Origin of the sequence: Bacillus sp. GMa5/1, from assembly GCF_050172015.1 — a bacterium.
GTDB lineage: Bacteria > Bacillota > Bacilli > Bacillales > Bacillaceae_G > Bacillus_A > Bacillus_A cereus.
On record NZ_JBNLYC010000011.1, the window covers coordinates 19,800 to 45,535 of the forward strand.

Sequence of the window (25,736 nt, forward strand, 5' to 3'; positions counted from 1 at the left end):
CACTAACCGATTAATTCTTCAACTGATGAAGTTGTTCGTTTTTCAGTAAAATATGCATAGAGCAATTCATTTTCATCCAATGTGTAATGCTCTTTATATTTTCCACGGACGATAATAGAATGCTTATATCCTCTACGAAATTTTGTGAAGATCGTATATAAACGATCTTCCGTTTGCACTTCAATAGGTGCAATCTTTTCGATTCCTCTTTTGTTTCCATAATAACGTTCTAATAAAAAACGCATAAATGCATACCGTCTTTGTTTCCACTCTTGATATAATGACACTGCTAAAAATATGAGTAGTACCCACATCATAATATTGTTACTATTCCAGAGTAACTGCCATCCTAATATTACACCAAAAAAAACACATGACAATTGCATCATCTTTTCATGTGCTTGTAAATAAGGGAAACGATATGATAATACATTAAACAATACTTTCCCGCCATCTAACGGCCAAATAGGGAGTAAATTAAATGCTAAAATAATTATATTATTCCACATAAAGAAATAATATAAATCTGTATTCAGCCAACCGACTTCGAACAACATATAACCTACCAGCATCATCCAAACATGTTGAATCGGTCCTGCAATTACGACAACAAGTTCCTCTTTCAATGACTTATTACCATGTTCCTCAAGCTCGGCCACGCCACCAAACGGCAAAAGTTGAATTCTTTTTATACGCCAATTATAGTGTGCTGCTGCAAAAGCATGCCCAAGTTCATGAATAAGAACAATACAAAATAACAGTATTAACTCTTTAAAACGCGCAGTAAAAATACCAATGACAATAATAACCCAAAATAATGGATGCACGGAAATTTTCGTTAAAACGTCCCTATATTTAATCAAATGATATCACCTGGATCGGATCAATAAATTTTTCATTCTTTTTTATCGCGAAATAAAACTTTCCATTTTTATCATTTGTATCATTACTCACCGTTCCAATTTTTTGTTTCTTTGAAACGTAATCATATAATTTCACTGACATATCGTTTAAGTTTGCATACCATGACTCCGTACCATCTGCATGTTGAATTTGAACTGTATTTCCAAGTTCCTCTTTCTTGCCTGCAAAAACAACTAACCCTTCATTTACTGACTCCACTTTTGCATTTGTAGCTGTTTGGACAAATACACCTTGGCCATTTTTTTGAAACCCTTGCATTACCTTTCCAGAAGCAGGAATTGCATAATCCTTTTGCTGAATACTTCCTTCTTTTTTCTCGTTCGGCGAATAGAATACGAGCGGTTTTCCAAATTGCTTTTCATACCATTTCGCTACAGTAGCAAACTGAAATTCCTCTTTCATCACTTTTTCTGTAACAGCTTTAGCTCCATTGAATGAAGAAGGAGCATTCTTATATAAAATAGCAACCGAAAGAACTAATATTGCTGATAATAAAACTTTGAAGAAAAAGACTTCCTTTCGAAATAAAGGATGCATTTCCTTTTCTCCATCTTCAATAAATACCGCTTCACTATCGAAATTCCCTCCGTTAAAATACTGCTCTTCCTCCATCCTTTCTTGCTCGGCCTTCCTTTTTGCAATCCGCTTTTTAATTTCTTCTACGCGTCTATTCTTCATACTGTCTCCTTTCTTTCGTTAAGCTAATTTCATTAGAAACAGTTGTATACAGTTTGTACATATGTATGAGCTAAGAAAGAAAGATATTCGTGTGAAGAAAAAAGAAAGCACCTCGCATATGTGCGAAGTGCTCTTAACGGATTCCAAAGAAGTTTTTCACCTTTGCAAATACCGATACCTTTTCTTGTTCAAATGCTTGTAATGGTACATTCTCACCTAACAAGCGTCTTGCAATATTACGATAAGCCAACGCTGCTTTTCCGCTTGGTTGCAACGCCACAGGTTCACCTGTATTTGTAGCTCGAATAACTTCATCGTCATCTTCGACAACACCAAGAAGCTCGATTGACAATGTACGTACAATTTCATCAACATCTAACATATCCTGTTCATGAAGCATATGACTACGTACACGGTTAATAACAAGTTTCGGTGGTTCAATATCCTCTTTTTCTAAAAGCCCAATAATACGATCCGCATCGCGCATTGAGGATACTTCTGGAGTCGTAACAACGATTGCTTTATCCGCACCAGCTACCGCATTTTTAAATCCCTGCTCAATCCCCGCAGGACAATCGATTAATATGTAATCATAATCTTGACGTAATACTTGTATTAATTCATCCATTTGTTCAGGTGTTACCGCTGATTTATCACTCGTTTGTGCTGCAGGTAATAAATAAAGATCATCAAAACGTTTGTCTTTAATAAGAGCCTGAGGTAAACGGCAACGCCCTTCAACGACATCAACAAGATCAAATACAATACGATTTTCCAGCCCCATTACTACGTCTAAATTTCGAAGACCGATATCTGTGTCAATTAAGCACACTTTCTTTCCAGATAACGCTAGGGCCGTACCAATGTTCGCAGATGTAGTAGTTTTACCTACTCCGCCTTTTCCAGATGTAATTACTATTGCCTCTCCCACAGCTATACAATTCCCCTTTCTAACTTTGTTAAATTAGGTCTAAGATGAGTGAGAAGTTGCAGGCGATCGACAACAATGTGATTGTTCTCATTAATATACGCACATTCTGCCGCCTCCGCTCCGTCTTCTTTCTCTTCCGGAGCCCGCATTGCCACATCACTAATTCGAAGTTGCATCGGGTTCATAACAGATGCAGCGATTACAGCATCCGAATCCCCATAATACCCAGCATGTGCAATTCCTCTTAATGATCCTACGACAAAAATATTCCCCCCAGCGATAACCGTTCCGCCTGGATTAACATCTCCAATTAACAACAAATTTCCTTTTACATGTAAAACTTGTCCAGAGCGAACAATTTTGGAAATAGGGACAATTTCTGTTTCTTCTTTCCAAGCTATTGCTTCTGCTTTAGTGATAACATCACTTTCAATTGAATCCACAACAAGATTCTTTTTATTACGAATTAACGTACGAATCTCTTCTTGTTGGACTTCTGTTAAATAACGATTTCCTACTTTCACATGCACTTCAATTAAAGAGCGCCCATCACCATCGTAGTAATGTGTAGAAAGTTTTTCGTCTAATTCCACCAATAATTCTGAGAATGAACAACAATCATCTAAATGAAGCGTTATCCCATCTTTTGTCCCTTTTATCGTTACATTTTGTTGCTTTTTTTCTTCCACTAAAGTTCACCCCACCGATTCAATTCGACATAAAATTAGAAAATCCTTTTTTCTTTTTCTTCCATCGCTTTTGAAAGACGCACTATATATCGTCTCAGTGGGAAACAAACTATCAATAAGAAAATAGCATTTAACAATAAAGTAGAAAGGAGACGATCTGTGAAAAAGACATACGCTGGCATATGAGTACGTCCTAATAAAGTTAAGAATCCATACACATAATACTCTAGTGCTACAACACTAGCTAATATGATAGAAACAACAATAAATAAATTCAATTGTAGTACTTTCATCACACTATATACTAAATAAGCTAAAATCGGATAAGCAAAAATATATATCCCGACAAGTTCTGTGTATACGGTATCAAATAAGAAGCCAAATAATAGTCCGTAATAAATCCCTTGGACCGGACTATAATACACTGTAATAAAACATAAGACGATTATAAAGAAATGCGGTGCTGCTATGCTGTCTTTCCAAAACACATCCGTTGGAACAACAGTAGCAAACATATTTTCAAATAGAAACACAAAAAGGAGCAAAAGAGGAAGAGCTGCTCTTTTTAATATCTTCATCATCTCTTCTTCTCCTCCTATTCTAATGGCGCTGAAGGTGTTGCACGTTTAGCAACCGTAATATGCTCTACGTCATTTAAATCAGCGGCAGGTTTTACATAAGCTGTTTTTGTTAAGCCATATGCATCTGGCTGAACTTCAACGATTTTTCCAATTACAAGACCTTTCGGGAAAATATCACCCAGTCCAGATGTTACAACTAGTTGATCTTTCTCTACCGGTGCATCAGAGCCAATCTTTGTGAAAAGAAGTAATTGCTTTTCTTTGTCATAACCTTCAATCAATCCAAAGATTTTCTCTTGCCCTTGTACAATAGCAGAAACGCGATTTGTTCGGCTCATAGAACTTAGTAATTCTACTGATGATGTAAACTGAGATACACTTTTCACTCTTCCAACTAACCCTTGTGAAGTTACTACAGCCATATCTTTTTTAATTCCTTGCTGTGCCCCTTTATCAATTCCAATTAAATCGTACCATTTATCTGGATTACGAGAAACAACAGTAGCTGGAATTTCAGTATACCCGCTATTTAACTCTTTTTTACCAGTTAGCTCTTGTAGCTTCTTGTTATCATCTTCTAATTGTTTTACTTTCCCTGATAGACCTGCATAATTATCTAATTTTGCTTTTAATTCTTTATTCTCTTCATACGTGCGCTTTACATCCTCTACATTTTCGAAGAATCCAGCTACGTATTTCGCTGGCTTTTGGAATACACGTTCTACAACACCGACAGTATCTTTAACAAACTGCTCTGGCCATGTTAAACTGTTCCGTTCTTTCAATGAGATTCCAATCAATGCCACGAGAAGAATAATACTAACCAACAAAACAATTAATCTTTTGTTTAAGAAAAACTGTGGCACGTTCACACCCTCTTAATTTCACTGATTTTTATTTTGCAATATTATCGAGCAGCAGTTTTGAAAAGATCGATATTGTCTAATGCTTTACCTGTTCCAATTGCTACGCAATCTAATGGATCTTCTGCAACAAGAACTGGCATTTTCGTTTCTTCACTAATTACTTTATCTAAATTACGTAGTAATGCCCCGCCACCTGTTAATACGATACCGCGGTCCATAATATCAGCCGCTAATTCAGGTGGAGTTTTTTCTAACGTATTTTTAACTGATTCTACAATCGCATCTACTGTATCTTTTAATGCATCTGCAATTTCTTCTGGCTGAATTAGTACTGTTTTTGGTAAACCACTTACTAAATCACGACCGCGAATTTCCATAGGCTCGATACCTTCTGGCTCGCCTGCAGAACCAATTTCTAATTTTAATGCTTCAGCTGTTCTTTCACCGATCATTAAGTTATAGCTTTTCTTAATGTACTGAATGATTGAATCGTCCATATCATCACCAGCAACACGGACTGACTGGCTTGTTACAATACCACCTAGAGAAATAATTGCAACTTCTGTTGTACCACCACCGATATCAACAACCATACTACCAGTTGGTTCCCAAACAGGTAAGTTTGCACCAATCGCTGCTGCAAATGGCTCTTCGATAGGATAAGCATCACGAGCACCCGCTTGACGAGTCGCATCGATTACTGCACGTCTTTCTACAGCTGTAATACCAGATGGTACACATACCATTACATACGGCTTACGTGAGAAGAAACCGTTTGATTTTTGAGCTTGTTGAATGTAATATTTCATCATTGTTGCAGTTGTTTCGTAATCAGCAATTACACCGTCTTTCATCGGGCGAAGTGCCACAACGTTCCCTGGTGTACGACCAATCATTTGTTTTGCGTCGCTACCTACAGCAACGATTTGTTTCGTATCAGTTTGTAACGCCACTACTGAAGGTTCACGTAAAACTACACCTTTTCCTTTTACATATACAAGCGTGTTCGCAGTTCCTAAGTCTATTCCAAGATCGCGAGTAAATCCACCAAATCCAAACATATTATTTATCTTCCTTTCTTGTTTTCACGGACTCATTTTTTCTTAATTTATATTATAAAAACAGTACGTTTTTTATATCTTTATCCTTTTTGTAGATAAATTTCTACAAAAAACTCATAAATCACATTATAAAACAAAATAAGTAAAAAGCATAGTCTTAAATATGACCTTTTTCCTTTAAACTCACGAATTTATGGTCACCTATTATAATATGATCAAGCACTTCAATTCCGATAATCTGGCCGCATTCTACTAAGCGTTTTGTTACTTCAATATCTTCACGGCTCGGCGTGGGATCTCCTGAGGGATGGTTATGAAGACATATGATAGAGGCTGCTGCACGACGGAAGGCTTCTTTAAAAACCTCCCTCGGGTGTACAATTGACGTGTTTAAACTTCCAATAAAGATCGTTTGCCTATGTATAACTTGATTTTTTGTATTTAAATATAAACAAACAAAATGCTCTTGTTGTAAAAAACGCATTTCTTCCATCATGTATTTCGCACAATCTTCTGGACTTCGAATACTATATCTATTTTGATATTCTAAACGTACCATTCTTCTGCCTAGTTCAAAGGCTGCCATAAGTTGCGATGCCTTTGAAATCCCAATACCATGTATACTAATTAGCTCCTCTAATGTTGCATCTTTCAACATACGTAAGCCATCAAATTGGTGTAAAATTTTATCTGACAACTTTAAAACTGTTTCTTCTTTAGAACCTGTTCTGAGTAACACTGCGAGAAGCTCTCGATTTGATAAACTTCCAGCACCTTCTAACAATAAACGCTCCCGTGGCTGTTCTTCTCTTACAACATCACGAATACCGTTCATCTCTCCACCCCTTTATTTGTTCTCTCAAAGAAAACCCCATGCAATTTTACGCATGGGTTACATCAATATCAAATTGTTTTAATTCCCGAACGAGGCGTGCGATTGGTAAGCCAACTACACTATAGTAGTCCCCTTGAATATTTTGAACGAAAATAGATCCTTTACCTTGAATCCCATAACTACCGGCTTTATCAAGAGGTTCTTTCGACGCGACGTATGTATCAATTTCCTCTTCTGTTAACTCCCAAAATGTAACTTCTGTACGCTCATAAAAAGTAACCGTTTTTTCTTTTGCTATAATCGCAACACCTGTATACACTTCATGTGTTTTCCCTGATAGTAATTGTAACATCTCTTTCGCCTCATCCTCATTAGAAGGCTTACCAAGAATACGCGACTCATATGTAACAATTGTATCTGCACCTAACACAATGTGATCACTATTATTTTCTGCCACCGCTGATGCTTTTTGCAAGGCAAGCGACATTACAATATCAGAAGGCGATGAATATGCACCAATTGTTTCCTCTACTTCACTTACAGCGATTTCAAATGGCACACTAGCTAACTCAAGCAATTCCTTCCTCCGAGGTGATCCTGAAGCTAAAATTATTTTTCTCATATTTTCTCCTTCCTTTCTCACATGAAGCAGAACAATTTATATTAATCGTATCAAAGGAATAGTTTGCCCACAAATGAAAGAAATATTAATTTCTCTAACTAAAATAACACTTCTTTATTGCATACGATTATATTCCCATCATAGAGAAAGCACTTTGCTCTAAATTCAAAAGAAAAGAAAGAAGTACATGTACTTCTTTCTTACTCATTTTATTATCCTATCATTTCACTTTCTACGAAACAATTTTTTCATACGAGAGTAAACCATCAATAATAACTTGATTTAATTTCGCCAAAGATTCCTTATCCATCTTCCCATCTTTTACTGTTTGTACAGCTACCGACGTATACATATACAGTTTCTTTGCTTCTTCTCGTTTCATACTTTCCCCTTCTTTTTCAACCTTTTTCCATTCTTTTTCAATTGCTTCTATATCTTTTGGGCTGCTTTTTCCACCAACTTGTACGCTAGAAGCATATTTTGCTAAATGAGTGTATAATGGCTGCACTTTTGTTAAAAATGTCCCTACTTCTTTATCATCTTTCAGCAATGCTTTATCTGTTATATCCCAGCTCTTTTTTAAAACGGAGACACCATCATTTTTATACTTAGTCATTAATTGATTTATAGACTGTTCATCGCTAGCAATACCAACAACTATTGCATACTTATCACCGCTCGGTCTCAAAGCACCAATGCCCCCATTGCCTTTCCATTCTTCAAGAGCTGCCTGTCCCTTTTCTTCAGAAGAATAAAGCCCCCCTTGAACAAAAAATAATTTCATCGGATCCAATGACGTTCCTGCCTGTGCTTTTTGTTTTTCTTCTTTCGGTGCTGGTGTTTGTTCTGCCGTTCCACCCACCCTTGATTCTCCATTTCCAGTCGGCCTTGAAGCTGTCACTTCACTTCCTCCTGTCGTTCCTTGTCCAGTAAGTAAATGAAGCATCCCCATTCCAAACGCCGTACCGATAATGATTGCAGTTGCAACGATTACAATTAATGTATTACTCCACTTCTTTCGGTATTTTTCCACAGACATTGATTTCGCTTTTTGAAACGGAACAACATTTTTCGGTCGTTCACTTTCTACTACCATCCATTCAAATTCATCTTTCTTTTTTTCCTCATACTTCGCTTCTGTTCCATTCACTTTCACTGAGATCGTTCGTGATTGCTTGTCCATACACTCACACCTCACCTCTTATCGTTGTCCGCATCATATCATATTCATTTCATAAAAAAACGAGATATTTGTCAGAGGAATTCGCCAAATAACCCTATATATTTATCTTATATGTATGCATTTGACTTCATTTGTAGAACAAAAAAACTAGATAGCAAAGACTATCTAGTTTTTCTCGCGAATATATTTTCGTACTTCAGAAATGAAATAAAGAGAACCCGTTATGATAAAAACATCATTTTCTGCTATCTTTTCAACTTTTGTATCAATTGCCTCTTTCCAATTTTCAAAAACTAATTTTGATTCTTTCTGTGAATATGATGCAAGCTTGTCAGCAGAAATAGCACGATCAAAGGCGAATGTTGTAAAAATAATTTCATCTGCAATGGTTTCTAATTGGCCTACCATGTTATGTAATTGTTTATCACCAAGGGCAGTAAATAACACTATTACATTTTTATCTTTGTAATGCGCTTCTACTGTTTTCACAAGGCTTTCGATACCTTCTGGATTATGAGCACCATCTATAATAATATCCGGGTTACTTTGCAGCTTTTCAAAGCGCCCAATCCAATATGCTTCCAGTAATCCCGTTCTTATTTCCTCTTCCTCAATTAAAAATGATAAATATGTTTTTACATACATTACTGCCATAAGTGCTAACGCTGCATTTCCTACTTGATGAATGCCTTTCATTGAGATTTGCAAATCTTCAAATGCGGAAAAAGGACAAGTAAAATCAAACTGTTCCCCATCTTCATTAGACTGTTTATGTAACGCTGTAAAATGCTTGCTAAGTTCGTATAAGTTTGCATGATTTTCCTTTGCAACATTTTGAATGACTTGCAAAGCTTCTTCATCTTGTACACCAGTAATTACCGGCACGCCAGACTTAATAATCCCCGCCTTTTCATATGCAATTTCCCCTAGTGTATTTCCTAAAATATGCATATGATCGTGACCGATATTCGTAATAATCGTGAGAACAGGGTGTATGACATTAGTAGAGTCAAAACGTCCACCAAGCCCTGTTTCAAATAAAACAACATCACAGAAATTGACTTTACCGAAATAGTAAATCGCCATAACAGTAATAATTTCAAACTCTGTCGCTTCCCCTAAATCCGTTTCATCTAGTTTTTCCACGACTGGTTTTACCATCTTTACAAGTTCAGTAATCTCTTCGTCTGCAATTGGTGTTCCATTCACACTAATGCGCTCATTAAATGTTTCGATGTAAGGAGAGGTAAACGTTCCTACCTTATATTTCGCGCCTTCTAACATGTAACGCATATATGTTAATGTTGAACCTTTTCCATTTGTACCAGCAAGATGAACACATTTTATATGACGCTCTGGATTTCCAAGTTCTGCTAGCATCCATTTCATTCTTTCTAATCCTGGCTTAATTCCAAATTTCAATCGGCTATGAATCCACCCTATCGCTTCTTCGTATGTATGTATCACGTATGTTTTTCCCCTTTCAAAAGACAACTTTCATAGTTCTATTATACGCAAAGAAAAGAGACTCACCAATATAGTGAGTCTCGAAAAACATTTTTACTTTTCAAGATCTGCTAGACGTTGACGAACTGCTTCGCGTTTTTCTAGGTAATCTTGCTCTTTCGCACGCTCTCCTTCAATAACCGCTGCAGGAGCTTTCGCTACGAAACCTTGGTTAGAAAGTTTCTTCTGTACACGTTCTACTTCTTTATCGAACTTCTCAAGTTCTTTCTCAAGACGAGCTCTCTCTTCATCAAGATTGATAAGATCAGCTAACGGTAAGAATAACTCTGCACCTGATACGATTGCAGTCATTGCTTTTTCTGGCGCTTGTAAGTCCGTTTGAATTGTTAATTCGCTTGGGTTACAGAAACGCTCAATGTAAGAGCTGTTTTTCGTAAGTTGAGCAAGTACAGCCTCATCTTTTGCTTTAATTTGCATTTGAACTTTTTTGCTCATTGGCGTATTTACTTCTGCACGGATGTTACGAACAGAGCGAATGATATCAACTAGAAGGTGCATTTCTGCCGCAGCTTCCGTATCTTGTAAATCTTCGCGAACTGTTGGCCACGCAGCTACTGTAATAGACTCGCCTTCATGCGGTAAATGTTGCCAAATTTTCTCTGTTACGAATGGCATGAATGGGTGTAATAGACGCATTGTTTGATCTAATACGTAAGCTAAAATAGAACGAGTTGTTTTCTTAGCTGCTTCATCTTCACCGTATAGTGGAAGTTTCGCCATTTCAATATACCAATCACAGAAATCGTCCCAAATGAAGTTGTATAATGAACGACCAGCTTCACCGAACTCATATTTATCCATGTTACGTGTTACGCTTTCGATTGTTTCGTTTAAGCGCGTTAAGATCCACTTATCTGCTACTGATTTTTCACCAGTTAAATCGATTTCTTCATACTTCATATCATCCATGTTCATTAATACGAAACGTGATGCGTTCCAAATTTTATTAATGAAGTTCCAAGTAGATTCTACTTTTTCCATGCTGAAACGTAAATCTTGACCTGGTGCACTTCCTGTTGATAAGAAGAAACGCATTGCATCTGCACCGTACTTCTCGATAACATCCATTGGGTCAATACCGTTACCAAGAGATTTACTCATCTTACGACCTTGCTCGTCACGAACTAAACCGTGAATTAATACATCTTTAAATGGACGCTCTCCTGTAAACTCTAAACCTTGGAAAATCATACGAGATACCCAGAAGAAGATGATATCATAACCCGTTACTAGTGCATCTGTTGAATAGTAACGTTTGAAATCTGCTGAATCTTCATTTGGCCAACCAAGTGTTGAGAATGGCCATAACGCTGAACTGAACCATGTATCAAGTACGTCGTTATCTTGATTCCAGTTTTCAATATCTGCTGGTGCTTCTGTACCTACGTATACTTCACCAGTTTCTTTATGGTACCAAGCTGGAATACGGTGTCCCCACCATAATTGACGAGAAATACACCAGTCATGAATATTTTCCATCCAACGTAAATATGTGTTTTCAAAACGCTCTGGTACGAACGTTACTTTTTCTTCTTCTTTTTGTTGAAGCGCTACTGCTTTTTCAGCAAGTGGAGCCATTTTTACGAACCACTGTGTTGATAAATAAGGCTCAACAACTGCACCGCTACGCTCACTATGACCTACTGAATGCATATGTGGCTCGATTTCTACTAATACGCCAGCTTCTTGTAAGTCTTTTACTAATTCTTTACGGCATTCGAAACGATCCATACCGTTATACTTACCAGCTTTTTCGTTCATTGTTCCATCTTCGTTCATTACTAATATGCGTGGTAAGTCATGACGGTTACCTACTTCAAAGTCATTCGGGTCATGAGCTGGTGTAATTTTTACAACGCCCGTTCCGAAATCTTTTTCTACGTACTCATCAGCAATAATCGGAATCTCACGGCCTACGATTGGAAGTGTAACTGTTTTTCCGATTAAATGTTTGTAACGATCGTCTTCTGGATGAACTGCTACTGCTGTATCACCAAGCATCGTTTCTGGACGAGTTGTCGCAAGACGAATGTGACCAGAACCATCTGTTAACGGATAGTTCATATGATAGAATGCACCTTGAACTTCTTTATGAATTACTTCAATATCAGAAAGAGCTGTACGTGTTGCTGGATCCCAGTTGATGATATATTCACCACGGTAAATTAAGCCTTTTTCGTATAATTGAACGAATACTTTATTAACCGCATCTGATAAACCTTTGTCTAATGTGAAGCGTTCACGAGAATAGTCTAGTCCTAAACCAACTTTCCCCCATTGTTGACGAATGTGAGAAGCGTACTCTTCTTTCCACTCCCAAGCTTTTTCAAGGAATTTTTCACGGCCAAGATCGTAACGTGAAATACCTTCTTCACGAAGTTTTCCTTCTACTTTCGCTTGTGTTGCGATACCAGCATGGTCCATTCCTGGAAGCCATAGTACATCGTATCCTTGCATACGCTTCGTACGAGTTAAAATATCTTGAAGAGTTGTATCCCAAGCATGACCTAGGTGTAACTTACCAGTTACGTTCGGAGGTGGAATTACAATTGTATACGGTTGTTTCTTCTCGTCTCCTGTTGCTTCAAAATATTTGCCTTCAAGCCACCATTGATAAAGGCCTTCTTCAACGGACATATGATCATATTTAGTTGGTAAATTCTTTTCCGTGTTTGACATTATTTTCCCTCCTTAAAATAAAAAATGTCCCTCATCCAAAAAGGACGAGGGACATCGCGGTACCACCTTTATTTACAAACAAATTCATAATTTGCTTATACTCTTAATTTGATAACGGACAAATCCGTCTTTTCCTAATAAGAACTATTCCGTTCAGAAAAGATGCTCCAGGGCTACCTTCTAACATAACTATCTAGAGAATCTCTCAGCTAATGATTCTCCTCTCTGAAGACGTTTCATGTTATACTCTTCCCCTTCAAGGCATTTATATGATTGTTAATTATTATATACAATAGTGTAAAAAACGAAACCTTATTCGTCAAGATAAATTTAAAACTACAGCTTTTCGTGCAAAAAAAAGAAGATAAGTAGAATCCTCTACTTATCTTCTTTCCCCCGCTATTTGCGGGCAGTAAGACCTCCACCTCAAAACTCAGCTGAAGCAAAGAAGTTAGATGGGAGCCCTGCTGCCCGTAAACGCCCAATTGGTGAAGGCTAATCATCAGCGGAGAATGCCTTTACTTTATCCGTTCCCTTGCTGGGCAGCTTGTAATTGCGACAGGAAATATTCTATATTGCTAACGAGCCAATGCGATTGTTGCAAACTCTTTACTCCGCGCAGTTCATTTTCCTCGTTGCGATTATCTCTTCTTTTCTTATAAGACTGGATTTGCCGAATAAATTGCGATGGATACGTCATATACGCAAACATAAGTAGTTGCTCTTCTTTCGTAAAAGGGAAATTTTTTTGATACATTTGAAACCATTCAAACCGATCACTTCTTGCGATTGGATATGTGTTTAAAGACCGTGAATAAAAACCTACTATATCTTGCACAGGCGTTGCAAACTTCGATTTTTCTAAACTAATAAAATAGCCATTCCGCTCATAGTCAAATAAAAAATGATTAAGTGACACATTACCATGCACAAAAGTAATACGCGTTTTCTCTTTTTCTTTCATCGCATCGTTCCACTCATTTAATTGCTTCGTTGCAAATTCACGCGCTCTCATTACATGATGATAGTACGTACAATATTGCAATTCAAACGGGGACATATACCATTTTGATTCAGATTCTACGAGAAACTCTTCTAACATCTCACCATCATTTTCCCAACGATCGGATATACTTGTATAATGTTTTTCTAAATCTTCTTCCGTATACGTTTCTTCCTTCACAGTTTTTTGATGCAACGTTCCAAGTGTCTGAAACATTTTATGGTATTGATCATTGTCCTCACCGTTTCCTTCTGCACGTTCTAACCAAGGCATTAAATAATAATTATACGTCCCGTCACTTAAAATATAACTTCCATCCGTCGCATGATATATAGGTACATAATTTGAAAAACCTTTCTCCTTCAAATATTGAATATGATGCAGAAAGTTATTCCGCTCTAACTTTCTGCCTTCTATTTTCTTGAGTGCATATGGACCTTGATTCGTATAAATTTTCATTACATTTCCGTGCTCTTCCATATGCTGCGTATCCAATCTATATTGCCTCACAATAGGTTCATAGTGATTTCGCAACTCAATATCCATACGAATAACCCTTTCTATTCAAAACATAGCCTCTAAGAAAGGAAGTGAGTGAAAACACTCACTTCCTTATTTCGTCTTTACCCTTGAAACGGGAATATAAATAATTTGCCCCGTATTTAAAAATATATCTTCTGTTTGATTGACACGGTGTAAATTTTGTACAGACGTTTCATAACGGTCTGCAATAGATTCAATTGTATCCCCTTCTTGCACGAAATACATTCTTAACTTTGTAAATTCTTCTTCCGGTTCTTTCGTAAATAGTTTTGTTAAATAAAGCGCATTTTCATCTCGCTGTGAGTACTCTTCTTCTTGTTCTTCCTGCTTTTTCGCTTTTTCTTTCTTGAAATCTTTTCGTCCGAACAGTTCAAATTGTGGCGTTGTTTCTTGCTCCTCTTCACGTTCCACAAATTCATGTTCTTCTATTTTCTCTTCTTCTAATTCCTGCTCTTTTCTTTCCTCTAATTGGAACGGTTCAAATGCGTAATCTTCCCACTCATCTGATTCCTTATATGCTGGTTCTTCTACATGCGGCGCCGGTCTATTTTCATCCTCTTGCGCTGAATCTTCTTCTAACTCAGCATACACCGTTTCTTCCTCTTCCTCTTCAACTTCATCCTCGCTTCTCTCTTCATCACACAAACCGGTAATAGATATATCCGCTAATAATTGTAAGCAACCATTTTCCTTTAATTCATAATCAAATTCCTCGATTGATACATATAGCTCTTCAATTACTTTCACTCGATTTCTCGGAATTGATATTTCAAGTGGAAAGGAATGAACAAGTTCATTAACCCCATCTTCTCTTGTTTCTACATAATCAATTGACTTTGCTGGCGATAGTTCTCTTAATGAATACGCCGAATCATCTTTTCGTGCAACATACTCTCCCGTTAAATCTAATTGTCCTCTCACGATTACTTCATGATCAAGCTCTTCTATCTCAACGTCTGGATCTAACGAAATTGACAAAAGTTCTTCGACTTCCTGTCCTTTTTGGAACCACACAGATTCTTTTAATGAAAATCGTAATGAATGATCTGCAGCCACTTCTTTTCCCCCTCCCAAACTATATGTCATTACAGATTTATGTGCGGAAAGCTTACTTTATGAATAAAAAAAATCGCTCCCCTTACGGAGAGCGATTTTCTCTAATACATTACGCTTTTAATTTTGACATTGCAATTTCAGCTGCTGCAATCGTCGCTTCAATATCTGCATCACTATGTGCTGTCGATAAGAATAAACCTTCGAATTGAGATGGCGGTAAGAATACACCTTGTTCTACCATTTCACGATAGTAAGCCGCAAAGAATTCTAAGTTTGAAGATTTTGCTGCATCGTAATTAATAACGGGTTCATCTGTAAAGAAAATACCAATCATAGAGCCTGCACGGTTAATATGGTGAGGAATGCCATGTTTTTCAGCTGCTTTACGTAATCCAGCTTCTAACATTTCAGCTTTACGCTCAAATTCTACATATGATTCTGGCGTTAACTGTACTAACGTTTCATAACCTGCCGCCATTGCAAGTGGGTTACCTGATAAAGTACCAGCTTGGTAAATCGGTCCGCTTGGCGCAACTTGGCGCATAATTTCCGCTTTACCACCGTATGCTCCTACTGGTAAACCACCACCGATTACTTTACCTAAACATGTTAAATCAGGCGTTACGCCATAATAACCTTGGCCACAATTATAAGCTACTCGGAACCCTGTCATTACTTCATCAAAAATAAGCAATGCACCGTTTTGTTCTGTTACTTCACGAAGACCTTCTAAAAATCCAGGCTGTGGAGGAACAACCCCCATATTTCCTGCTACTGGTTCTACAATTACACAAGCAATATCATCACCGAATTGTTCAAACGCGTATTTTACGCTTTCTAAATCGTTATAAGCTACTGTAATCGTATTTTTCGCTACACCTTCTGGTACACCAGGACTATCTGGTAAACCTAAAGTCGCCACACCAGAACCAGCTTTAATTAATAGCGAATCACCATGACCGTGGTAACAACCGATAAATTTCAAGATTTTATTACGACCTGTATAACCACGAGCTAAACGTAGTGCACTCATTGTTGCTTCCGTTCCAGAGTTAACCATACGCACAATCTCAATTGATGGCACGCGCTCAATAACAAGTTTTGCTAATTTATTTTCAATTTCTGTTGGTGCACCGAAGCTTGTACCTCTTTCAGCAACAGATTTTAACGCTTCTACAACACGATCATTTGCATGACCATGAATTAAAGGACCCCATGATAATACGTAGTCGATATATTCATTCCCATCGATATCATATACTTTAGAGCCTTTTCCACGCTCCATAAACAACGGATTCATCCCAACAGACTTAAAGGCACGAACCGGGCTATTTACGCCACCAGGCATTAAGTCTTGCGCCTCTTCAAACGCTGCAATTGACTTATCAAACTTTTTCATTATTTAGCGCCTCCTTCTTGTAACCATCTTGCTGCATCTTTTGCATGATACGTAATAATTAAATCTGCTCCTGCACGTTTCATACTAATTAATTTTTCAAGAACAACTTCTTTTTCATTAATCCAACCATTTTGCGCTGCCGCTTTAATCATCGAATATTCACCACTTACATTATAAGCGACAACTGGTAAATTAAAGTTATTTTTCACATCACGAACGATATCTAAATAAGAAAGAGCTGGTTTTACGATTAAGAAATCTGCACCTTCCATTACATCCGATTCTGCTTCACGGAATGCTTCCATACGGTTTGCCGGATCCATTTGATATGTTTTACGGTCACCAAATTGCGGTGCACCGTGCGCAGCATCACGGAATGGTCCATAAAATGCTGATGAATATTTCACAGCGTACGACATAACTGGCACGTGTCCAAAACCATTTTCGTCTAATGCATGGCGAATTGCTGTTACGAAGCCATCCATCATGTTTGATGGCGCAATAATGTCCGCTCCTGCTTTCGCTTGACTTACAGCTGTTTTCGCAAGAACTGCAAGAGACTCGTCATTTAAAATAATACCATCTTCAATTACACCGCAATGACCATGGCTTGTAAATTGACATAAACATGTGTCTGCAACTACTACTAGCTCAGGGAAATCACCTTTAATTTGCTGAATAGCACGTTGTACAATTCCATGATCACAATATGCTGATGATCCAACTTCATCCTTTTCAGCAGGTAAACCAAATACAATAACAGAACGAATACCTAAATCAACAACTTCTTGCATTTCAGCTTGCAATAAATCTAAAGACATTTGATATACGCCTGGCATAGAAGGAACTTCATTACGAACATTTTCACCTTCTAATACAAAAATAGGGTAAATAAAATCTTCCGTATGTAAAAACGTTTCACGCACAAGCGCACGCATGCCCCCGCTTTGTCTTAAACGACGATGACGATTAAATTGTAAAGAGTTCATAGATTTCTATCCCCATTCTTTCATTTTATAGATTCACAAACACATTGTAGTAATGCTTCTACAGTGTACTCTTTCGGCACAATAACAGACGGAAAATAAAGACTTGCCTCTTTTTCCGTAATAGGTCCTATACAAGCAATTGTACATTTTTTTGTCCATTCTCTCCAGTTTGTACCCTCAAGTAAACGAACAAAACTAGTAACAGTTGAAGGGCTCGTAAATGTAATAATGTCTACTTTCCCTAACTTCAATGCCGCTATAAGCTCTTGCTTTTTTTCTATATTCACTTTCGTACCGTATACGGTTAGCTCATCTAGAGAAATACCAATTTCCCGAAGTGCAACCGGAATTACCTCTCTTGCTAAATTCCCTTTCGGAAATAAAATACGTTCATTTCCACTTAATTCTTTTAGAAACTCTTCTGCAAATGCTTCTGCAACAAATAAAGTCGGAACAAAATGAACTTGATAGCCCCTTTTTTCTAACTCTAATTTTGTTTTCACACCTACCGCAGCGATTTTAATGGTTAGTGGTAGTTTCTTTTTTAAACTATCCAGAAAAAAAGCTACACCATTTCTGCTCGTAAAAATAACCCAGTCGTATGAATGTAGCTGCTCTTCAATATGTTGAATTTGCCTATGAGACATACCTTCCATACGCAAAAGCGGAATTTCCAATGGAATTCCGCTCTTTTCTTTCACTGCTACACTCATTTGTTTCGCTTGATGCTGGGCACGTGTAATCAATACCGTTTTTCCAGCGAGAGCGTTCATATTTATTGTTGCTCCTTATTTGCAGCAAGAATGAGTTCTTTGGCGCCTTGCTTAATTAAACGGTCCGCGGCCTCTAATCCTACTTCCTCAGGATTAGTACCCACTACTGTCTCTTTTAATAAAACAGAGCCATCCATAGAGCCGACAAGAGCTGTTAATTCGATTGCATCGTTTTCTGTAAGGGTTGCATATCCAGCAATTGGAACTTGGCATCCACCTTCAAGTTTATGAAGAAATACTCGCTCCGCTGCCACTGTTCTTTCTGTTATCGTATCATTAATATGCGCTAACAATTGCAATAAATCCTTATCATCCTCACGACACTCAATCGCTAATGCACCTTGTCCTACAGCAGGTACACATAACGCTTCATCTAAATGTTCTGTAATAACTTCATCATCCCAGCCCATTCTTTGTAATCCAGCTGTCGCTAAAATAATCGCATCGTAATCTTCTTCTTTTAATTTACGTAAACGTGTATCGATATTCCCGCGAATCCACTTAACTTGTAAATCTGGTCTCGCAGCGAGTAGCTGTGCACTACGTCTTAAACTACTCGTACCTAAAATAGCACCTTCCGCTAACTCTTTAAACGATGCTCCATTTTTTGAGATAAAAGCATCACGAGGGTCAACACGCTTTGGTGTACAGCCAATCATTAAACCTTCTGGAAGTACGGCTGGCATATCTTTCATACTATGTACAGCCATATCGATTTCTTTCGTAAGTAGCGCGTGTTCAATCTCTTTTACAAACAAGCCTTTGCCGCCTACTTTTGAAAGAGTAACATCTAAAATAACATCACCTTTTGTGACAATTTCTTTCACTTCAAATTCATATGGTAGACCTAGGGCTTTTAACTGATCAATAAACCAGTTTGTTTGCGTTAATGCTAGTTTACTCTTTCGTGATCCTACAATAATTTTGCGCATAATTCTCTCTCCTCATTATAAATACCAAAAGTGGAAATTGGATAAACTGCTTAATAGAAAAATGTTTACTAGCATTACGAGAAACGATCCGATATTCCACTGTACAATTTTCTTACCTTGCAACACATCTGCCGCTCGTAAATATAAACCTGTGCAATACACAAATAGAACGACAAAAGATCCGATTACTTTCGTATCATACCAATGGAAATTATCCAATTTTGTATATCCCCATATACATCCTAATAAAATTGCTAGTAAGAAAAATGGAACAGAAAATAAATTTAATCCGTAAGACATAGATTCTAGCTTCGGTAAATTCCCTAACCTTCTTAATCTCGCATTCCATTTTTTCTTTTTTAATAGGCGATATTGTAATAAGTACATAATAGAAAAAATGAACGATACAGTAAACGTTGCGTAAGAAATAATTGCCATACCGACATGCACGTATACAAGTTCTGAAACTAATTGTTCCGCAAGTACTGGCGACATCTTTCCGAGCGGTGTAAAAATAGAAAAAGCGCTTACGCCAAATGCAACAACATTTGTAAAAAAGACTAAAAAGTCGATTCTCATAAATCGATTAATGACTAACGACATCGTAATCAATAACCAAACATAAAAATAAATCCCTGATAATAAAGTTAAAATAGGATTCGTTTCTGAATCTGTAGCCCTAAGCAACATAAAAATAGACTGCAGGACCCATACAATCGCAAGTAACCAAAAAGCAAATCGGTTCGCCTTTCGGTTACTTTGGAAATAATCTATAAAATATAAACTAATGCTACAAGCATATAAAATAATTGCAATATGATAAATAATACTGTTATTTAAAAAACTCATCCGATCATCCTTCCAAATTATAAAGATGGAACGGATGGTGTCCACACTTTTTTATGTTCTACTTCTTCCGCACAACTCTCTACGTCTTCCGTTTCTAAATCGAAAATCTTCGCAAATAACGCTAATTTTTCGCTCGCTCCCTCTTCAGCAGCTATTTCTTTCGCTACTAAAATTGGGTCTTTTAATAATTGATTAATAATACTTTTCGTATGCTTACTAATGACTTTTTTCTCACGATCACTAAGGTTTGGTATTTTTCGCTCTAGGCTTACCATCGTTTCACTTTGGATTGCAAGTGCCTTATCACGAAGAGCTGATATTAATGGAACAACACCAAGTGTACTTAACCACGTTTTAAATAGAACAATTTCCTCTTCAATCATAAATTGAATTTTCTCTGCTTCTTTCAAACGCTCAGCACGGTTTGCCTCCACTACTCCTTGTAAATCATCAATATCATACAAGAAAGAACCTTCTAGCTCATCAATCGCTGGATCAATATCACGTGGCACTGCAATGTCAACCATAAACAAAGGGCGACCAGAGCGCATTTTCTCTACCTTCGTCATCATCTCTTTCGTAATGACATACTCCGATGCACCAGTTGAACTAATTAAAATATCTGCTTCTAATAATGCACATTGTAATTCGCTTAACGATTTTGCATGTCCCATATATTTCTCAGCCATTACTTCTGCTTTCGAAAGCGTCCTATTCATAACTGTTACTTTACGAGCACCACTTCCATATAAGTTTTGCAGTGCAAGTTCGCCCATTTTACCAGCACCAAGAATAAGCACATGACAATCTGTTAACTCGCCAAATATTTTCTTTCCAAGCTCAACAGCAGCATAACTAACAGACATCGCACTTTCCCCGATTGTTGTTTCTGAGTGGGCACGTTTTGCTAATGTAATGACTTGCTTAAACAATTCATTAAAAATTGTGCCTGTTGCTTTAACTTGTTGCGCTTCTAAAAAGCTATCTTTTATTTGACCTAAAATCTGCGTTTCTCCGACTACCATAGAATCTAAACCGCACGTTACGCGGAATAAATGATCTATTGCACCATCTTGTTCAAAAATAGTTAAATATGGCGCGACTTCTTCTATTTCAAGCTGAAACCAATCAGCTAAAAACTTCTTAATATAATACCGTCCCGTGTGTAATTGATCGACAACAGCATAAATCTCAGTGCGATTACAAGTTGATACAATGACATTCTCTAACACGCTCTTTTGATTTTGTAATGTAGTCATCGCTCGCTCTAGTTCTGCTGCCTGAAATGTGAGTTTCTCACGAAATTCTACAGGGGCTGTTCGATAATTTACACTAACAACAAGAATATGCACGCAGCATGTCCCCCTTCACCCGTTTTATCACTTTATCTACTATCATAATACAACTTTCCTCTTATGAATCTGACAATCGTGTGAACAACCGATTATTTTTTAATTATTCTCCGTATGTAATAAAGGAGATTCAGTAACACTAATAAAAAAACTTCTACTTTATAATGATTATAAATTAATAACTCTATTTGTACGTTACCAAAAAAAGCCCTCATAATCAAGTGATGGAAACTATTCCATATAAATTATAACATCATCTTCCCTATCTTCTTTCATCATGAAGGAAAATATGTATGATTGTTCCAAAATGCAACAAAGACTTTCTCAATACAATGTATTTGACATTGTATTTCTTTTTCGTTATATTGGTTTTACAAAATTAAATTGTTCACAACTTAATTAGAAGGGAGTTATTTATGACAGAGGACTCTTTGCATCTAGATAACCAACTTTGTTTTTCTATTTACGCCTGCTCTAGAGAGGTTACTCGTTTTTATCGACCTTATTTAGAAGAAATGGGTATTACGTATCCCCAGTACATTACTTTACTCGTACTATGGGAGCAAGATGGACTAACAGTAAAAGAAATTGGAGAACGTCTATTTTTAGATTCTGGTACGTTAACACCTATGTTAAAACGCATGGAATCATTAAAACTTGTAAAACGTGTTCGTTCCAAAGAAGACGAGCGAAAAGTTTGTATTGAATTAACAGAACAAGGCAAAGATTTAAAGGAAAAGGCTTGTTCATTACCGACAACGATGGCTACAAACTTAGGAATTACAGAGCAAGAATATCGCTCTTTATTAATTCAACTAAATAAACTAATTGACACAATGAAAACAATTAATGATGGAAAAGGGGAATAAATATGGATAAATTATATACTGCTTCAGTAACAGCAACAGGTGGAAGAAATGGGAAAGTAGTTTCAGATGATGGCATATTAAATCTTGATGTAAAAATGCCGAAAGCACTAGGTGGTGCAGGCGGAGAAGCAACAAATCCAGAACAACTATTTGCAGCTGGTTATGCAGCTTGTTTCGATAGTGCATTACAACTTGTCATTCGTACAAAACGTGTGAAAGTAGAAAGTACAGAAGTAACTGCTCACGTTTCTATCGGAAAAGATACAGATGGTGGTTTCGGTCTATCTGCTGTACTTGATGTACATGTGGCTGGCGTTTCATATAGCGAAGCACAAGAACTTGTAGAAGCGGCTCACGGTGTATGTCCTTACTCGAAAGCAACACGAGGAAATATTGAAGTTACATTAAACGTACGCTAAAAAATTTAGCAAAACAAAAACGCGCGACATTCGTCACGCGTTTTTTGTTTTTGTAAATTTATGAATTGCTTTCCACGCTTCTTCTTTTCCAAGTCCTGTTTCAGAAGAGAATAGAACAATTTCATCGCCAATTTCAACAGCAAGCGTTTCTTTTACAACTTTTAAATGCTTTTGCCATTTCCCTTTCGGAATTTTATCGGCTTTCGTCGCAATAATAATTGTTGGGATTTCATAATGCTTTAAGAAATCATACATCATCACGTCATCACTTGTTGGTTGGTGACGTAAATCAACTACTAATACAGCTGCGTCTAATTGCTCACGGGTTGTAAAGTACGTTTCAATCATTTTCCCCCATGCAGCGCGCTCCGATTTAGATACTTTTGCATATCCATAACCTGGAACGTCAACAAAGTGCATCATCTCATTGATTAAGAAAAAGTTCAGCGTTTGCGTTTTTCCTGGTTTAGAAGAAATACGCACTAACTTTTTACGATTTAAAATTTTATTAATAAAGGAAGACTTCCCCACATTTGAACGACCTGCTAATGCAATTTCTGGTAAATCACTGTCTGGATATTGTTCTGGTTTAACAGCACTAATTACAATATCTGCTTTTGTTACTTTCATTGTTTCACTCCTACTAATGCGTGCTCCAATACTTCATCTAAATGAGATGCAAGCACAAACGTAAGGTTTTCTTTTACGCTCTCTGGAATATCATCTAAATCTTTCTCGTTTTCTGCTGGCAAAATAATTTTTGTTAAGCCTGCGCGGTGAGCACTTAATGTTTTTTCTTTTAAACCACCAATTGGTAATACACGACCACGAAGTGTAATTTCACCTGTCATACCCACTTCTTTACTTACAGGAATACCTGTTAGCGCAGAAATAAGTGCCGTTGCCATCGTAATACCTGCTGACGGTCCGTCTTTTGGAACTGCTCCTTCTGGAACGTGAATATGAATATCATTTTTCTCATGGAAATTCGGATCGATCTGAAGCTCTTCTGCACGAGAACGTATATAACTAAACGCAGCTTGTGCTGATTCTTTCATAACATCCCCAAGTTTCCCTGTTAAAATTAGTTTCCCTTTTCCTGGCGCTACAGAAACTTCAATGGCAAGTGTATCGCCGCCTGCTGCTGTGTAAGCTAGACCTGTTGCCATACCAACTTGGTCTGTTTTTTCAGCTTGCCCATAACGGAATATGTGTTTACCAAGTAAATCAACAATCTTTTTCTCTGTCACAACGATACGTTTACGTTCTGCTGTAACGATAATCTTCGCTACTTTACGGCAAACTTTTGCAATTTGGCGCTCTAGCGTACGAACACCAGCCTCACGTGTATAATAACGAATAATCTCAAGCAGCGCTTCATCACGCACTTGTAAATTACCTTTTCGTAAGCCATGTTCTTTTAATTGTTTCGGCAATAAATGCTCACGAGCAATGTGTACTTTTTCAAGTTCTGTATAGCCAGCAATCGAAATGATTTCCATGCGGTCAAGTAATGGACCTGGAATACTTGAAAGTGTATTAGCAGTTGCTACAAACATAACTTTTGATAGATCATATGGTTCTTCAATGTAATGATCACTGAAGTTATGGTTTTGTTCTGGATCTAATACTTCAAGTAATGCCGCTGATGGATCTCCACGGAAATCGTTAGACATTTTATCAATCTCATCTAATAAGAAGACTGGATTAACTGTTTTCGCCTTTTTCATACCTTGAATAATGCGTCCTGGCATTGCTCCAACATATGTACGACGGTGACCACGAATTTCAGATTCATCACGCACACCACCAAGAGATACACGGACGAAGTTACGATTCAATGATGTTGCAATTGAACGCGCTAACGAAGTTTTGCCGACCCCAGGAGGGCCTACTAAACAAAGGATAGGTCCTTTTAATGAATTCGTTAACTTCTGTACAGCTAAATATTCAAGTACACGCTCTTTCACTTTTTCAAGACCGTAATGATCGTTATTTAAAATCTCTTCCGAATGAGCAAGGTCAATTATATCTTCTGTTGCCTCTGTCCACGGAAGCGCTAATAACCAATCAATATAATTGCGAATAACACCACTCTCCGCAGAACTTGCTGGTAACTTTTCATAACGATCTAATTCTTTCAGGGCAGCCTTCATTGTTTCTTCCGGCATTCCTGACTGTTCAATTTTCTCACGAAGTTCTTCTACTTCTCCGCCCTTGCCTTCTTTGTCGCCAAGTTCAGTTTGAATCGCCTTCATTTGCTCACGTAAGAAATATTCTTTTTGCGTGCGCTCCATGGAACGTTTCACTTTTTGCCCAATTTTCTTTTCTAGGCTAAGTAACTCTTGTTCATCTTGAATAATTGAAATAAGTGTTTGTAATCGTTCTTTTACAGATACAATCTCTAAAATCTCTTGTTTCTGCTTCGTTTTAATCGGCAAGTGAGAAGCAATTAAATCAGCTAATCTCCCTGGTTCTTCCACATCAGCTACCGTTGCAAAAGTTTCATTTGAAACTTTTTTCGAAACTTTAATATATTGTTCGAAATGCTCCAGTAACGTACGCATAAAAGCTTTCTCTTCTAAATCATCTTCTACTTCTTCAGTTACCGTTTTAATAGACACTTGTACTACATTTTCTTCTTCGATAAACTCTATTACTTCTGCTCTATGTAAACCTTCCACAAGGACACGAAGCGTACCGTTCGGCAATTTTAACATTTGCTTCACTTTCGCCACTGTACCTACACTATATATGTCATCTTCTTTCGGATCATCGATATTCATTTCTTTTTGCATTGCTAAAAAGATGATATTTTCATCCATTGCCGCCTGCTCTAGTGCTTGTATCGATTTATCACGTCCTACATCAAGATGCAAAACCATCGTTGGATATACGAGAACGCCTCTTAATGGTAGGAGGGGCACGATTCTTTCGTTCGTATTCATACTAGACATAGCACCTCCATAATAAATT

24 protein-coding genes and 1 other annotated feature are annotated in these 25,736 nt (G+C 37.3%); of the genes, 2 read left to right on the top strand and 22 right to left on the bottom strand.

All coding sequences use genetic code 11. The annotated features are described in order from the left end of the window. Nucleotides 1-2 precede the first annotated feature (2 nt). The 20 genes from spoIVFB to hemA form a co-directional block, all read right to left on the bottom strand. Entirely contained in the window at nt 3-863 is an 861-nt protein-coding gene (gene spoIVFB / locus ACQGSG_RS04905; protein WP_325842546.1) for a stage IV sporulation intramembrane metalloprotease SpoIVFB, read from the bottom strand. Next, nucleotides 856-1,602 (bottom strand): stage IV sporulation protein SpoIVFA, encoded by a 747-nt coding sequence (spoIVFA, locus tag ACQGSG_RS04910; protein ID WP_000797471.1) that lies wholly within the window; start codon nt 1,600-1,602, stop codon nt 856-858. The genes spoIVFB and spoIVFA overlap by 8 nt, the downstream gene beginning before the upstream one ends. A gap of 133 nt (nt 1,603-1,735) precedes the next feature. Continuing rightward, nucleotides 1,736-2,533 carry a septum site-determining protein MinD gene (gene minD, locus ACQGSG_RS04915; protein WP_000503309.1) on the bottom strand — a complete coding sequence of 266 codons (798 nt, stop codon included), beginning with the start codon at nt 2,531-2,533 and terminating at the stop codon, nt 1,736-1,738. Between the two features lie 2 nt (nt 2,534-2,535). Continuing rightward, nucleotides 2,536-3,222: a septum site-determining protein MinC gene (gene minC, locus ACQGSG_RS04920; RefSeq protein WP_000391525.1), complete on the bottom strand. Its 687-nt coding sequence runs from the start codon at nt 3,220-3,222 to the stop codon at nt 2,536-2,538. A 35-nt stretch (nt 3,223-3,257) separates the two neighbouring features. Further along, on the bottom strand, nt 3,258-3,803 hold the full coding sequence (gene mreD / locus ACQGSG_RS04925; protein WP_000975766.1) for a rod shape-determining protein MreD: 546 nt from the start codon (nt 3,801-3,803) through the stop codon (nt 3,258-3,260). A gap of 14 nt (nt 3,804-3,817) precedes the next feature. Continuing rightward, on the bottom strand, nt 3,818-4,669 hold the full coding sequence (gene mreC, locus ACQGSG_RS04930; RefSeq protein WP_001135488.1) for a rod shape-determining protein MreC: 852 nt from the start codon (nt 4,667-4,669) through the stop codon (nt 3,818-3,820). A gap of 41 nt (nt 4,670-4,710) precedes the next feature. Next, a complete protein-coding gene (gene mreB, locus ACQGSG_RS04935; protein WP_000466736.1) occupies nt 4,711-5,730 on the bottom strand; it encodes a cell shape-determining protein MreB in 1,020 nt (339 codons plus the stop codon). Nucleotides 5,731-5,887: 157 nt separating this feature from the next. Beyond that, nucleotides 5,888-6,565 (bottom strand): DNA repair protein RadC, encoded by a 678-nt coding sequence (radC, locus tag ACQGSG_RS04940; RefSeq protein ID WP_001013391.1) that lies wholly within the window; start codon nt 6,563-6,565, stop codon nt 5,888-5,890. Nucleotides 6,566-6,611: 46 nt separating this feature from the next. Further along, nucleotides 6,612-7,187 (bottom strand): Maf family protein, encoded by a 576-nt coding sequence (locus tag ACQGSG_RS04945; protein ID WP_325842545.1) that lies wholly within the window; start codon nt 7,185-7,187, stop codon nt 6,612-6,614. Between the two features lie 232 nt (nt 7,188-7,419). Further along, entirely contained in the window at nt 7,420-8,370 is a 951-nt protein-coding gene (locus tag ACQGSG_RS04950) for a hypothetical protein (protein WP_000361014.1), read from the bottom strand. A 165-nt stretch (nt 8,371-8,535) separates the two neighbouring features. Next, nucleotides 8,536-9,837: a bifunctional folylpolyglutamate synthase/dihydrofolate synthase gene (locus ACQGSG_RS04955; protein ID WP_000582036.1), complete on the bottom strand. Its 1,302-nt coding sequence runs from the start codon at nt 9,835-9,837 to the stop codon at nt 8,536-8,538. Nucleotides 9,838-9,930: 93 nt separating this feature from the next. After that, entirely contained in the window at nt 9,931-12,576 is a 2,646-nt protein-coding gene (locus tag ACQGSG_RS04960; RefSeq protein WP_000072250.1) for a valine--tRNA ligase, read from the bottom strand. Nucleotides 12,577-12,613: 37 nt separating this feature from the next. After that, nucleotides 12,614-12,845: a binding site (T-box leader), on the bottom strand. 254 nt (nt 12,846-13,099) lie between these two features. Further along, the gene (gene ysxE / locus ACQGSG_RS04965; RefSeq protein WP_000350658.1) at nt 13,100-14,125 is read right to left on the bottom strand and encodes a spore coat protein YsxE; all 1,026 of its coding nucleotides are present in this window, start codon (nt 14,123-14,125) and stop codon (nt 13,100-13,102) included. 66 nt (nt 14,126-14,191) lie between these two features. Further along, complete coding sequence (spoVID, locus tag ACQGSG_RS04970) at nt 14,192-15,208, bottom strand: stage VI sporulation protein D (RefSeq protein ID WP_002062448.1); 1,017 nt, start codon at nt 15,206-15,208, stop codon at nt 14,192-14,194. A 79-nt stretch (nt 15,209-15,287) separates the two neighbouring features. Further along, nucleotides 15,288-16,577 (bottom strand): glutamate-1-semialdehyde 2,1-aminomutase, encoded by a 1,290-nt coding sequence (hemL, locus tag ACQGSG_RS04975; protein ID WP_000712943.1) that lies wholly within the window; start codon nt 16,575-16,577, stop codon nt 15,288-15,290. Further along, nucleotides 16,577-17,566, bottom strand: a complete 990-nt coding sequence (gene hemB / locus ACQGSG_RS04980) for a porphobilinogen synthase (protein WP_001087065.1) — start codon at nt 17,564-17,566, stop codon at nt 16,577-16,579. The genes hemL and hemB overlap by 1 nt, the downstream gene beginning before the upstream one ends. A gap of 20 nt (nt 17,567-17,586) precedes the next feature. Next, nucleotides 17,587-18,339, bottom strand: a complete 753-nt coding sequence (hemD, locus tag ACQGSG_RS04985; protein WP_000992342.1) for a uroporphyrinogen-III synthase — start codon at nt 18,337-18,339, stop codon at nt 17,587-17,589. 2 nt (nt 18,340-18,341) lie between these two features. After that, on the bottom strand, nt 18,342-19,271 hold the full coding sequence (gene hemC, locus ACQGSG_RS04990; protein WP_001226396.1) for a hydroxymethylbilane synthase: 930 nt from the start codon (nt 19,269-19,271) through the stop codon (nt 18,342-18,344). Between the two features lie 15 nt (nt 19,272-19,286). After that, complete coding sequence (locus ACQGSG_RS04995; RefSeq protein WP_000008991.1) at nt 19,287-20,120, bottom strand: cytochrome c biogenesis protein; 834 nt, start codon at nt 20,118-20,120, stop codon at nt 19,287-19,289. A gap of 17 nt (nt 20,121-20,137) precedes the next feature. Beyond that, the gene (gene hemA / locus ACQGSG_RS05000; protein ID WP_000547867.1) at nt 20,138-21,472 is read right to left on the bottom strand and encodes a glutamyl-tRNA reductase; all 1,335 of its coding nucleotides are present in this window, start codon (nt 21,470-21,472) and stop codon (nt 20,138-20,140) included. A gap of 416 nt (nt 21,473-21,888) precedes the next feature. On the opposite strand from hemA, the gene ACQGSG_RS05005 reads away from it, so the two are divergent. After that, nucleotides 21,889-22,341: a MarR family winged helix-turn-helix transcriptional regulator gene (locus ACQGSG_RS05005; protein ID WP_000133916.1), complete on the top strand. Its 453-nt coding sequence runs from the start codon at nt 21,889-21,891 to the stop codon at nt 22,339-22,341. Between the two features lie 2 nt (nt 22,342-22,343). Further along, nucleotides 22,344-22,760, top strand: coding sequence for an organic hydroperoxide resistance protein (locus ACQGSG_RS05010; protein WP_149287627.1), 417 nt, complete (start codon nt 22,344-22,346; stop codon nt 22,758-22,760). A gap of 33 nt (nt 22,761-22,793) precedes the next feature. Here ACQGSG_RS05010 and ysxC read toward each other — a convergent pair whose 3' ends face one another. Then, a complete protein-coding gene (ysxC, locus tag ACQGSG_RS05015) occupies nt 22,794-23,390 on the bottom strand; it encodes a ribosome biogenesis GTP-binding protein YsxC (RefSeq protein ID WP_000869116.1) in 597 nt (198 codons plus the stop codon). Further along, the gene (lon, locus tag ACQGSG_RS05020; protein WP_000097285.1) at nt 23,387-25,717 is read right to left on the bottom strand and encodes an endopeptidase La; all 2,331 of its coding nucleotides are present in this window, start codon (nt 25,715-25,717) and stop codon (nt 23,387-23,389) included. The genes ysxC and lon overlap by 4 nt, the downstream gene beginning before the upstream one ends. Nucleotides 25,718-25,736 lie beyond the last annotated feature (19 nt).